This window comes from Nonomuraea sp. NPDC001636 (genome assembly GCF_040298265.1).
Lineage (GTDB): Bacteria > Actinomycetota > Actinomycetes > Streptosporangiales > Streptosporangiaceae > Nonomuraea.
Map to the genome: position 1 here is coordinate 1 of NZ_JBEOZT010000013.1, position 12,842 is coordinate 12,842.

Annotated in this window: 5 protein-coding genes and 4 tRNA genes; 8 read left to right on the forward strand and 1 reads right to left on the reverse strand. The window is 72.5% G+C overall.

Going from position 1 to position 12,842, the window contains the following annotated elements; all coding sequences use genetic code 11:
* The 7 genes from ABT158_RS23925 to ABT158_RS23955 all read left to right on the forward strand — a co-directional run.
* The coding region (locus ABT158_RS23925; protein ID WP_352356805.1) for an N-acetylmuramoyl-L-alanine amidase at window positions 1-1,768 on the forward strand (1,768 nt) is incomplete at its 5' end.
* A 90-nt stretch (window positions 1,769-1,858) separates the two neighbouring features.
* A tRNA-Gly gene (locus tag ABT158_RS23930) sits at window positions 1,859-1,930 on the forward strand.
* A 15-nt stretch (window positions 1,931-1,945) separates the two neighbouring features.
* A tRNA-Cys gene (locus tag ABT158_RS23935) sits at window positions 1,946-2,016 on the forward strand.
* A 48-nt stretch (window positions 2,017-2,064) separates the two neighbouring features.
* Window positions 2,065-2,136 (forward strand) — tRNA-Gly (locus ABT158_RS23940).
* A 19-nt stretch (window positions 2,137-2,155) separates the two neighbouring features.
* A tRNA-Val gene (locus ABT158_RS23945) sits at window positions 2,156-2,227 on the forward strand.
* 600 nt (window positions 2,228-2,827) lie between these two features.
* Window positions 2,828-4,063, forward strand: a complete 1,236-nt coding sequence (locus tag ABT158_RS23950; protein ID WP_352356807.1) for a serine hydrolase domain-containing protein — start codon at window positions 2,828-2,830, stop codon at window positions 4,061-4,063.
* 144 nt (window positions 4,064-4,207) lie between these two features.
* Window positions 4,208-7,288 carry a glycosyltransferase family 39 protein gene (locus tag ABT158_RS23955; RefSeq protein WP_352356809.1) on the forward strand — a complete coding sequence of 1,027 codons (3,081 nt, stop codon included), beginning with the start codon at window positions 4,208-4,210 and terminating at the stop codon, window positions 7,286-7,288.
* 81 nt (window positions 7,289-7,369) lie between these two features.
* On the opposite strand, the gene ABT158_RS23960 is transcribed toward ABT158_RS23955, so the two are convergent.
* On the reverse strand, window positions 7,370-10,240 hold the full coding sequence (locus ABT158_RS23960) for an ATP-binding protein (protein ID WP_352356811.1): 2,871 nt from the start codon (window positions 10,238-10,240) through the stop codon (window positions 7,370-7,372).
* A 285-nt stretch (window positions 10,241-10,525) separates the two neighbouring features.
* On the opposite strand from ABT158_RS23960, the gene ABT158_RS23965 reads away from it, so the two are divergent.
* A complete protein-coding gene (locus tag ABT158_RS23965) occupies window positions 10,526-12,808 on the forward strand; it encodes a TOMM precursor leader peptide-binding protein (protein ID WP_352356813.1) in 2,283 nt (760 codons plus the stop codon).
* The last annotated feature ends 34 nt before the right edge of the window (window positions 12,809-12,842 follow it).

Consider the following 12,842-nt stretch of genomic DNA (forward strand, 5'->3'; position numbering starts at 1 on the left):
GGCCGGGCTGGGCGGCGTCTGGACGGAGGCGATGCGCGACACGGCGCTGCGCCTCTGCCCGATCTCCGAGCGGGACGCGCGGCTCATGCTGGACGCGACGCTCGCGCTGGCCGGGCGGCTGGCCGGGGTCGCGCCGCGGGCGCTGCGCGCGGACCCGCGCGCCAACATCAGGGGCGGCGCCGCCCTCCTCGCCTCCTACCAGCGCCATCCCAGCCCCGACCCGGCCGACTGGTACGCGGCCGTCGCCCGCTACTCGGGCGCCCGCGACCCGCTCGCCGCGCGGTCGTTCGCCGACGAGGTGTTCGCGGTGCTGCGCGAGGGCGTCGCGCGGCGCACGGACGACGGCTTCGACGTGCGGCTGGACGCCGTGCCCGGCCTGCGCCCGCCCGCGGCCCCGGCGAAGAGCGCGACCGGCGACGACTCCGACGAGGACGACGACCCGTTCTTCTTCTCCGACATGGAGCCCGAGGGCGACGACGACTCGGAGTCGGCCGACGAGTCCGACTGGGACGTGCCCGCGCAGGACGAGCTGCCGCTGACCGCCGCCGACTCCGCCGCCGACTCCGCCGCCGGTTCGTCCGCCGAGTGCCCGCGCAGCCTCAGGTGCGAGTGGATGCCGGCCGCGTACAAGAGGTACGGCAGGAAGAAGGACCGCGGCTACGGCAACCACGACCGGGTCGAGGGCCGCCGCCAGATCGACTACATCGTCATCCACGACACCGAGGGCGGCTACCAGGGCATCCCGTCGATGATCGGCAACCCGAAGTACGTGAGCTGGCACTACACGATCCGCTCCCGGGACGGGCACGTCGCCCAGCACGTCCCGACGAAGGACATCGCCTGGCACGCCGGCAACTGGGACTTCAACGCCCGCTCGATCGGCATCGAGCACGAGGGCTACCTGGCCAGGGGCGCCTGGTACACCGAGGCGATGTACCGCTCGTCGGCCCGGCTGGTGCGCTACCTCGCCGGCCGGTACGGCATCCCGCTCGACCGCGCCCACATCCTCGGCCACGACAACGTGCCGGGCGCCACGGCGCAGGCGGTCGCCGGCATGCACGAGGACCCCGGTCCCTACTGGGACTGGGCCCACTACTTCGAGCTGATGAACCACCCGTTCAAGGGCGAGGGCGACGGGACGGGCACGTCGGTGATCATCCGGCCGTCCTACGACGACAACCGGGCGTACTACACCGGCTGCGCCAGCACCAAGCCCGGCCGCCGGTGCCCGGAGCACGGCGCGGCCAGCGTGTGGCTGCACACCCGGCCGAGCGAGAACGCCCCGCTGGTCTCCGACGCCGGCAAGCACCCCGGGAAGCCGAGCACGTACAGCGTCTATGACCACAGCGCCCGCGCCTCGACCGGGCAGCGGTTCGCGGTGGCCGGACAGCAGGGCGACTGGACGGCGATCTGGTACCTGGGGCAGCGGGCCTGGTTCCTCAACCCGTCCTCCGCCCCCACGGCCGTGCCGGCGAAGGGCCCGCTGGTCACGCCGCTGGCCGCGGGCACCAAGGTGTACGGCCGCGCCTACCCGGAGCGGTCGGCGTACCACGGCGGCGGGGTCCAGCCGTTGACGCCGTTGCAGTACCGGATCGGGCCGGGGCAGTCGTACTCGCTGGGCGGCACGGTCACCGGCTCCTTCTACTCGGCCGGCGCCTTCAACCCGGCCAGGCACGTGCGGGTCACGGGGTCCGTCCGGTACCACCAGATCCAGCTCGGGCATCGTGTCATGTTCGTCCAGGCCAAGGATGTGCGCGTCATCCGCTGAATTTCGCCCCACGGGGCTCGGGCTGCGCACGGGCACTCCGCGAAGACGATATGGTTTTCCCGTGGCCCCGCGAGTTCGCGGGGGATTCACGCGGAAGTGGCTCAGTGGTAGAGCATCACCTTGCCAAGGTGAGGGTCGCGGGTTCGAATCCCGTCTTCCGCTCGGAGTCAAACTCCTGGTGGAGTGGCCGAGAGGCGAGGCAGCGGCCTGCAAAGCCGTCTACACGGGTTCAAATCCCGTCTCCACCTCGGTGGTACAACGGACTCTCCTGGGTCCGGTAAAGTTAAGTGCGCCATGCGGAAGTGGCTCAGTGGTAGAGCATCACCTTGCCAAGGTGAGGGTCGCGGGTTCGAATCCCGTCTTCCGCTCTGAGTGACAACTCAACAAGGACGATTAGCTCAGCGGGAGAGCGCTTCCCTGACACGGAAGAGGTCACTGGTTCAATCCCAGTATCGTCCACCCACGCTCTTCGGAAGTCAGACCGGGTTTCGGTCCGGTCCGGACAGCGGTCAAGCCCCAGCGAACGGCAAACGCCGGACGGCTGGGGCTTCTTCGCTTCGCGGGCCGGGGCCCCGCTTTTCCGGGCAGAGCCCGCCAGACGCTCATCCCCAGCCGGTCGCCCATCGAACGGCCGGCCCCGAGGCTCGTCCGGAGTTCGGATCTCCCGGCTGGCCGGCGGCTCGTACTCGTCCGGTGGGTCCCGTCCCACAGGCTGCCGGTACGGAGCCGCCACGTCACCGCGTACCGCCACGTATCCGGCCCCGGGCCGCGCCCACCCCGCGGTCGATCAGGGACCAGTTCTGCACCGGTGAGGTCTCCCCGCCATGTTCGCTGGCCTGCCAGGGCCACCGGCCACACCCCCGGGCTGTCGCGCGGTCTGCGCCAGTGCCCTGATGCCGGAGGTTCGGTGTATCTCGGGCGTATCGAGAAGCGCATACGCCACCACAACAGTCCTCCCTCTTCAGTAGAGGCACCGACCCCATGGTGGTGGTCGGCTGCCGACGGCGGTCGCGGTCAGACCTGCAGCGGTCGGTTCGTCGTCAGGAAAGGACCGTGATCATGGACTCTGCAGGTGGCGTCGGCCGGCGGCGGCTGCTCGGGTGGAGCGGGCTCGCGGCGGCCGGCGTGGTGGCGGCCGGCGCGCCACTGGTGGGCGGCCGGCCCGGCAACCGGCAGCACCGTCCGGCCACGACCGGCCCCGGCATCCCGCCGGACACCCGTCCCGGCGGAGCCTACGACCGGTACGTGGCGAAGCTGGCCGCGGAGGGCAGGTTCTCCGGCGTGGTGCTGCTGTCGCACCGCGGCCGGACGGTGCTGTCCCGCAGCTACGGCATGGCGGACAAGGAGAAGGGGATCCGCAATCACGAGGGCATCGCGTTCAGCCTCAGTTCGGCGGGCAAGCCGTTCGGCGCGGTGGCCGTCCTGCAGCTGGTGCAGCAGGGCAAGGTGAAGCTGTCGGACACGGTGGGCACCCACCTGACGGGCTACGCCAAGGACGTCGCCGAGCAGGTGACCGTCCACCACCTGCTCTCCGGCACCTCCGGGCTGAGCACCCCGGAGGAGGACCCGCAGCGCATCTTCCGGAGCCGGGAGGAGGTGCACGAGTTCTACGAGCGGTGGGCCCGGAAGGCGAAGCTGGTGGCCGCCCCCGGCACCCCCACCGACCACGCCGGCGCCGACGTCGTCATCCCGGCGCTGATCGTGGAGGCGGTGACCGGCAGGACGTACTGGGACTACGTCGAGGAGAACATCTTCAAGCGCTGCGGCATGACCGGCTCGGCGTTCCACACCAGGCGGGAGTGGCTCGCCAACGCGCACATCGCGCACCCTCACATGAGGCTGGCCGACGGCAGTGTGGTGGACGCCGTCCGCAACCTGGGCAAGAGCAGCTCGAACCAGTCCACGCCGGGCAAGAACCCGGGCCGCGGCTTCATCGACGTCCCCGGGGACGGGGGCTTCGCCACCGCACCGGATCTGGTCCGGTTCGCGCACGCCCTGAGCGACGGCACGGTGCTGGAACGGCCCTACGCCGAGGTGCTCACCGCGGCCAAGTTCCCCCACGGGCCGCAGTCGTTCGGGGCCTACCACATGGCGGTCCGCATCGTCAGCGGTCAGTGGGTGCACGGGCGCGCCGGCGCCAACCCCGGCGTCGGCGCCAGCTGGAACATCTACCCGTACACCGGCTGGGTCGGTGTCATCCTCAGCAACACCGACGGCGGGACGTTGCAGGAGCTGACCGGGCGGGAGGTACAGGCTGTCACCGGCGGCACGCCTGGCGGCGGCGGGGGTGGCTGAGCTGGTTCGAGACGCTGAGGGAACACGGCGTTACCTGCCCCGGGTCCGTGTGCATCCCGGCTCGGCGCGGCGGACGTCGCCGCCAGGTGATCGACACCGCGGCCACGCCTTTGACATGCCTTTCGAACGAGCGAGGAGTTGGTCATGGATCGCATGGTGGAGATCGCCATTCCGGTCTACAACGAGCAGCATGTGCTGGCGGGCAGCGTGCGCAGACTGCACACCTATCTGGAGGAGACGTTCCCCTACCGGTTTCGGATCACGATCGCCGACAACGCCAGCGTCGACGGAACGTGGCAGGTCGCGCAGGAGCTGGAGACCGAACTGCAAGGGGTCCGGGCAGTACGGCTGGAGCAGAAGGGCCGGGGACGGGCGCTGCGGCATGTGTGGAGCCACAGCGACGCCGACGTGGTCGCCTACATGGACGTGGATCTGTCCACCGACCTGGACGCGTTCTTTCCGCTGGTGGCGCCGCTGATCTCCGGACACAGCGATCTGGCCATCGGGACGCGGCTGACGCGCGGGTCGGCGGTGGTGCGCGGCCCGAAACGGGAGCTGATCTCCCGGGGTTACAACGTGTTGTTACGCACGACGCTGGCGGCCCGCTTCACCGACGCCCAGTGTGGTTTCAAGGCGGCGCGGACCGTGATCGCCAGGGCGTTGCTGCCGTCGGTGCACGATGAGAAGTGGTTCTTCGACACCGAGTTGCTGCTGCTGGCCGAGCGCAACGGGCTGCGCATCCACGAGGTGCCGGTGGACTGGGTCGACGACCCCGACAGCCGCGTGGACGTCCTGCGAACCGCGCTGGATGACGTGAAGGGCATGGCCCGGGTGGCGCGGCGCATGCTGACGGGCGCGTTCGACGCCCCGGTGGAGAGCCGGCCGCGGCCGCGGCTGCCGGCGGGGATGGCCCGGCAGCTGCCGGCTTTCGCGATCATCGGGGTGTTCAGCACGATCGCTCAGCTGGTGCTGTTCGTGCTGCTGCGCATGGTGACGGGGCCGCTGTGGGCGAACGCGGTCTCGCTGTTGATCACCACTGTCGGCAACACCGCCGCCAACCGCCGGTTCACCTTCGGGGTGACGGGCCGGGAACGGGCGCTCAGGCAGCAGCTGGAGGGCGGTCTGGCGTTCCTGCTCGGACTGGCGCTGAGCACCGGCGGCCTGGCCCTGCTGCACGCACTGGCGCCCGAGCCGCCACGGGCCGTCGAGCTCGCCGCGCTGGTGACCGCCAACGGGGTCGCGACGCTGGTTCGGTTCCTTCTGATGCGCACCTGGATCTTCCATCCACGGCGCCTCGGGCGCCGGTCGGCCGCGGCCGGCCGTGCCGGATCGGGGTGGCTGCGCCGGCTGGCCCTGGGCGGGCCTGAAGATCCGCGCTGGTCGCGTCCGGCGCTCTGGGGCGTGCTGTTGGCGGCTTTCGTGCTGTACGCGTGGAACCTGTGGTCGGCTGGCTATGCCAACTCCTACTACTCGGCGGCGGTCAAGAGCGGCACCGCGAGCTGGAAGGCGTTCTTCTTCGGGGCCCTGGACTCCGAGTCGTTCATCACCGTGGACAAGCCTCCGATGGCGCTGTGGGCGATGGGGCTGCTCGCCCGCGTCCTGGGGTTCGGGACGTGGAGCCTGATGTTGCCGCAGGTGCTGGCCGGGGTGGCCGCCGTCGCGGTGCTGCACGCCACGGTACGGCGCGCGGCCGGGTTTCCGGCGGCGCTGATCGCTGCCGGGGTGCTGGCGCTGACCCCGATCACGGTGGCCATCAACCGCGACAACAATCCCGACACGCTGCTGGTGCTGTGGCTGGTGCTGGCCGCGTGGTCGGGTCAGCGCGCGATCGAGTCGGGACGCCTGCGCTGGCTGCTGGCCTCGGCCGCGTTCGTGGGGTGCGGGTTCAACACCAAGATGCTGCAGGCGTTCGTGGTCGTCCCGGCGCTGGCGCTGGCCTACCTGGTGGCGGCCAGGCCGGGCGTGCTGCGCCGGGTGGGGCACCTGCTGGCGGCGGGTGCGGTGCTGGTGGTGTCGAGTTCCTGGTGGATGGTGGTGGTCGACCTGACCCCGTCTGGGAGTCGCCCGTTCATCGGAGGCAGCACCGACGGCACCGTGCGTGACCTCGTCGTCGGCTTCAACGGCCTGGGCCGGATCTTCGGCATGGAGACGCCCGGCGGCGGCCGGGGCGGCGGGGGGTTCGGCGGCGCCGCGGGCGCGGGACGGATGTTCAACGACATGGTCGGCGGTCAGATCTCCTGGCTGCTGCCGTTCGCGATGCTCGCGCTGATCGCGGGGGTCGTGCTGCTGTGGAAGCGGTCGCGCACCGACCTGGCACGGGCTGGGCTGGTGCTGTGGGGCGGCTGGCTGGCGATGTACTGCGCGGCGTTCAGCTTCGCGAAGGGCGTGTTCCATCCGTACTACACCACGTCGCTGGCCCCCGCGATCGCCGCACTGGCCGGAGTGGGCGGGGTGTTGTTGTACGACGCGTACCGGGGGCCGGTCCGGTGGTCGTGGGTGCTGCCCGTGGGCGTCGCGGTCACGGGGGCGTGGTCGTTCGCGCTGCTGGACCGGACGCCCGACTGGAATCCATGGCTGCGCTGGGTGATCGTGGCGGCGACCGTGCTGGCGGTACTCGCGCTGGTGGCCGCGCGGCTGTCGTGGGCGCCGGGCCACGGCGTCGTCGTCGCGTCGATGACGTTCACGCTGGTCGCGGCCCTGGCAGGTCCGGGGGCGTACGCGGCGGTGACCGCGTTCGGCGGCGGCAGCACCAGCGGCAACGCGCTGGCGGGGCCGTACGCGGCGCAGGCCCACAACGGTCAGGCCGGGAACGGTCAAGCGCCGCCCCAGGGGCGGGGCGGCATGCTGGTGGTCGGCGGGCCGGCCGGTGAGTTGAGCGACGACATGGTCGGCTACCTGCTCAAGAACCGGGGCGGTGCGCGCTGGCTGGTCGCCGTGGTCAGTGCCCAGCAGGCGTCGTCGATCATCCTGTCGACCGGCGAGCCGGTGATCGCGATGGGCGGCTTCACCGGGCAGGACCCGGCGATGACGGTGGCCAGGCTGCAGGAGTACGTCCGCAGCGGCGAACTGCGCCACATCGTGATCAACGGGTCGGGTCAGAGCGGCCCGATGAGCGGCGACCCCGCCATCGCCTCATGGGTGCGGAAGAACGGCACGAGGGTTCCCGCGAGCACGTACGGCGGCACGTCCGGCGAGGGCGGCGCTGAACTGTACCGGCTCGGCTGAGGGAGCACGGCGAGGGGACCATCGGTTGGCGTTCGTCGTGGGTGACGAGCTGGTTGATCTCTTGGAAGAGCGCGGCCCGGGTCACAGGTATTCGTGGGGGCCGGTGGGCACGGGTTCGCCGGCGGGCGGGTCGTCGTCGGACAGGCCGGTGAGGATGACGGCGAGTTCGGCGCGGGTGTGGATGCCGAGCTTGCGGTAGATGCGGGCCAGATGGGTGTCCACCGTGCGCTTGCTGATCGACAGTGTCGTGGCCACCTCCAGGTTGCTCATCCCGCGCAGCACCAGGTCGGTGACCCGGCGTTCGCCGACGGTCAGCACGTGGTCGTCCTGGCCGGGGACGAGGGCGGCGGCGCGGGCCGGGGCGGTGGCGGCGCGGTGCTTGTCGGCCAGGGCGGCCAGGCGGCCCGCGCCGCAGTCGGCGGCCAGCCGCAGCGCCAGGGCCAGCGTCTCGTGGGCCTTGCCGTCGTCGCCGGCCTGGCGCTGGGCGATGCCGAGGCGCAGCAGGGCCCTGGCGTGTTCGAGCCGGGCGCCCCGGTTGCCCAGCAGGGCGACGGCCTCGTGCAGCATGTCGAGCCGGACCCGTCCCTCGTGGGCGAGGCTGCCCGCGCTGAGCGCGCGGGCGACGACGGTGGGCGCGCCCCAGGCGCGGGCCAGCTCCAGCTCCCGTTCGGCCACCATGCGGGCCGCCGTGCGCTCCCCGGACAGGACGTAGGCCAGGATCGAGTTCGTGCCCCAGGGCACGCAGGCGGGGTTGGTGATGCCGGCGGCGGTCAGGCGGCGGCCGCACTCCAGCAGGGTGAGCAGGCCGTCGCGCGGGCGGCCCTGGGCGAGCCGGAGGCGGCCCAGGGCGTCGAGGGCCTGTCCGGAGATCATCGGGTGCCAGTCGCCGTACGGGGCGACGGACTTCAGCGCCGACTCCGCGGCCTCCAGGTCGCCGAACTCCACCAGCACCCGGGCGGCGCAGGCGGCGGCGGCCACGTGGAAGCCCTCGGCCTGGCACTCGCGCGCGCTGACGACGGCGGCCTCGGCGTCGGCCAGCCCGGCCTCCAGGCTGCCGAGCTGGTAGCGCACCTCGGCCCTGGTCAGCAGCGCCAGCGCCAGGCCGGTGCCGGAGCCGGCCTCCTGGGTCTCGCTGACCAGGCGTTCGGCCCAGTAGGAGGCCTCGTCGAGGCGGTCGCCCCACACCAGCGGCAGCACGGCGGCCGCCGGCACCGGGCCCTGGCCGTCGAGGCAGCGCCGGGTCTGGGCGAGCGTGCGCGGCAGGCTGCGGCCCCGCGCGCCGGTGGCCAGGGCCAGCACGCTGAGGAACTCCCTGGCCGCCGGATTGACCAGCGTGCCGAGGGAGCGTCCGAGCCGGCGCAGGCCGAGCCGTCCGGCCGAGCGGCCCCACAGCAGCGCCTGGGCGGCGAACACGAGCAGCAGGTCCGCGCCGCCGAACTGGGGGACGGCGGCGGCGCTCTCGGCCGCGCCGGCGAAGACCTCGGCGGCCTCGGCGGAGTTCGCGGTGACCAAGATGTCGGCGAACGGCGCCAGCGACATCAGGGCGTGCGGGGCCATCCTGACCCGGCCGTAGGCGGTGCGCAGGTGGCGCAGGCAGGCGGGCAGGTCGCGGTGCTTCTCCACGGCGCCCAGCTCGGCGGTGACCTCCAGCACGGTGTCCTGGTCGTCGGTCTCGGCCAGGGCGCGGTGCAGGTAGCCGGTCGCGTCCTCCCACGAGTGCCTGGCGGCGGCCTCGCCGGCGGCCTCGCGCAGCACGGTGACGGTGAGCGGGTCGCCGGTCGGGCCGGCCGACATCAGGTGGCGGGCCGAGCGGCGCAGCGGCGCGCCCAGCCGGTACAGCAGCGACGCGGTACGGCGGTGCAGCCGGTCGCGCTCGCCCGGGTCCATCCCGGCCAGCACGGCCTGCTGGATGCGCGGATGGGCGAAGCGGTCGGGCGGCGTGCCGGTGACCAGCCCGGCGCGGCGCAGCGCCTCCCCCGCCGCCCTGGCGGTGTCCTGGCCGTGCCCGGCGATCATGGAGGCGACCTCCATGCCGTCCTCCGGCGCGACGATGGCCAGGCTGCGCAGCAGGTCGACGCCCGCGGCGTCCACGCCGGAGCCGCTGCCGGACAACCAGCCGAGCGCGGTCTCGGTCAGCGCCAGCGCGCCGATCTCCAGCACCCGGGGCAGCTCGGCGCTCACCGGTCGCACGCCGGACCGGCCGAGCCGCCCGGCCAGTTCCCGCAGCAGCAGCGGGTTGCCCTGGGTGAGCCGGTGGCAGGCGGCGGCGACCTCCTCGCCGATCTCGTCCCCGGTCTCCTTCCCGGCGCCGAGCACGGACTCCATGAGCCGGGCGGCGCATTGGGCGCACAGGGGCGCGGGCCGCAGCAGCCGCGTGTACGGCAGCGCCGCCAGGTCCCTGACCAGGTCGTCGGGGCCGCCGGAGTCGGCGGCGGTGTCGGCGGTGGTGAGGATCATCGCGATGGGCAGGCCGTCGAGCCGCCGGGCGATGTAGGAGCACCACTGGGAGGACTGCGGATCGGTGTGGTGCACGTCGTCGACGGCGATGATCAGCGGCCGGTCGCCGGTGAAGGACCGAGTGGCCCGGTAGAGGCCGTGCAGCAGGTCGGGGGTGACGGGATGGCCCCGGTCGAGGCCGCCGCCCAGGTCGGGCCCGACGACGGAGCCCCCGCCGGACGGCGGCGCGCGCCCGGCGGTCATCAGCGGTTCGAAGAGCTGACGGACGACGCCGAACGGGTGGTCGCGCTCGGTGGGGTGGCCCCGCGCCATCAGCAGCAGCGCCCCCGCCTCGCCCCTGGCCGCCAGCGCGGCGTTGAGCAACGTCGTCTTGCCCATGCCCCGGGACCCCTGGATCAGCAGGACGGAGGGGCCGCCGGCACGGACCCTCGACAGCGCCTCCCGCATCGCGGCGGTCTCGACGTCACGGTGTAGCAGCGGCTGTCCCGAAGACATCGCCACTCCCCACAGTTCGGCCCCCCTGAAACTGTCCACCAGGATCATGCCGCCTCAGGCGGGCGGGCTGTCAATACCTGGGCGCACGAATCCGACTAATCCGGACTATTGGCACCAGGTTCAACAGCCGGCCCACACCGGGGCGCATGCGCATTCCCGACGGACCAATACGTATTTTCCCCCGTCGTACCGGTGAAATGCGTACGCCGGAATTACGTCTTTACACCGGATCCGGCCCGATGCGACTCTGCGATCAACCGATATGGACCCGATACGGGGAGGGTCATGGACCGCCCACGTCTCAAGGCGCACTTCACACCCCAGGTGATCGACGGGTCGAAGGTGTTTCTCCTGGCCGAGGGGCAGCACTACCTCGTCCAGTCGGCGGGGGCCGGGAAACTCCTTCCCTACCTGGACGGACGGCGTACCGTCGCGGAGATCGCGAGCGCGCTGAGCGACGAAGTGCCGCTGCCGCAGACGCTCATCGCCATTCGCAAATTCGCCGCATTCGGCCATCTCGCCAATGGCCGCCCCGATTGGCCGGACAGCACGCTGGCATTCTGGGACGCGCAGGGAATTGACCCGGTGCACGCCCACGACGCGCTCTCCCGGGCCGAATTCACCGTCGTGGCCTGCGCGGGGGCCGACGCCGCGCCGCTGCTCCCGGTGCTGCGCGAGCACGGATTACGTATGCGTACGGCGAGCGTGGAGGAGGCGGCCGCCGAGCCCGGGGGGACGATGTCGGTCGTGGTGGCCGGCGACTACCTCGACCCGGCGCTCGACCGGCTCAACGCCGCCTACCTGGCCGCCGGGCACCCGTGGGCGCTGGTGAAACCCGGCGGGATCACGCTGTGGGTCGGCCCGGTGCTCCGGCCGGGACGTACCGGCTGCTGGGCCTGCCTGGCGCAGCGGCTGGCCGGGAACCGGCAGGTCGAGCGGTACCTGGCGGGCAAGCGCGGCGGCGGGGTGCCCTTCCACCCGGCGCGGGAGTCGGCGCCCGCCGGTCCGGCCGTGGCGGGCGGGCTGCTGGCCGTGGAGCTGGCGCGGATCGCCGCGGGGGCGGCCTCCTCGCGGCTGGAGGGCCGGATGACCACCGTGGACCTGCGCACGCTCGGCGTCATGGAGCACACCCTGGTCCGGCTGCCGCAGTGCCCGGCCTGCGGCGATCCCACGCTGATCAGCCAGCGCAGCCCCAAGGTCGCGCTGTCGGCGCGCAGCGCCCGGCACGTCACCGACGGCGGCTACCGCATCGAGCCGCCCGCGCGTACGTACGCCCGGCTGGAGAAGCACATCAGCCCGCTGATCGGCGCGGTCACCCGGCTGCACACCTTCGCCGAGCAGGACAACGGCGTCACCTACAGCTTCACCGCCGGCCACAACTTCGCCATGATCGGCGACAACATGGACCTGCTGCGGCGCAACCTGCGGGGGCAGAGCGGCGGCAAGGGCCGGACCGAGGTGCAGGCCAGGGTGAGCGCCCTGTGCGAGGCCATCGAGCGCTACTCGGGGGTCTGGCGCGGCGAGGAGCCGGTCACCGAGGCCGCCTACGCCGACCTCGACCCGGCGGTGGCCGTCCACCCGGAGTCGCTGCTGCACTTCTCCGACGCCCAGTACGCCGGCCGCGAGGAGTGGAACAAGGACCCCGCGCACCGGCTGCACCTGGTGCCCGAGCGGTTCCGTACGGACCTGCCGGTCGACTGGTCGCCCGCCTGGTCGCTGACCGAGGAGCGGGAGCGGCTGGTGCCCTCCGGCTACGCCTGGTACGGCCACCCCGACCTGGAGCGCCACTTCTACTGCGTGGGCGACTCCAACGGCAACGCCTCGGGCAACTCGATCGAGGAGGCCGTCCTGCAGGGCTTCTGCGAGCTGGTCGAGCGCGACGCGGTGGCCCTGTGGTGGTACAACCGGGCCCGGCGGCCGGCCTTCGACCTGGACTCGCTGCGCGACCCGTACGTCGACACCGTGCGCGAGTTCTACCGCGGCATGGACCGCGACCTGTGGCTGCTCGACATCACGACCGACCTCGGCATCCCGGCGTTCGTCGGGGTCTCCCACCGGCTGGGGCACCCGGTGGAGGACGTCATCGTCGGGTTCGGCGCGCACCTCGACCCGCGGATCGCCGCCATCAGGACGCTGACCGAGGTCAACCAGTTCCTGCCCTCGGTGGAGCGGCGCGACGAGCACGGCGAGACGCTCTACCTGGACGACGACGTCGCCACGCTGGCCTGGTGGAAGGAGACCAAGCTGGCCGACGAGCCGTGGCTGGTGCCCGACCCCGCCGCGCGTCCCCGCACCCTGGCCGACTACGCCCGCTCGGACGGCGGCGACCTGGCCGGTGACGTGCAGACCTGCGTGGCCAGGGCCGCCGCGGCCGGGATCGAGGTCATCGCGCTCGACCAGAGCCGCCCGGATCTGGAGCTCAGCGTGGTCCGGGTGATCGCGCCCGGCATGCGGCACTTCTGGCGGCGGCTCGGCCCCGGCCGGCTGTACGACGTGCCGGTCTCGCTCGGCTGGATCCCCGAACCCCGCGCCGAGGACGAGCTCAACCCGACCAGCGTCTTCTTCTGACCGGTTCGCGAGGCCCCCGCGTGACGGAGAGGAG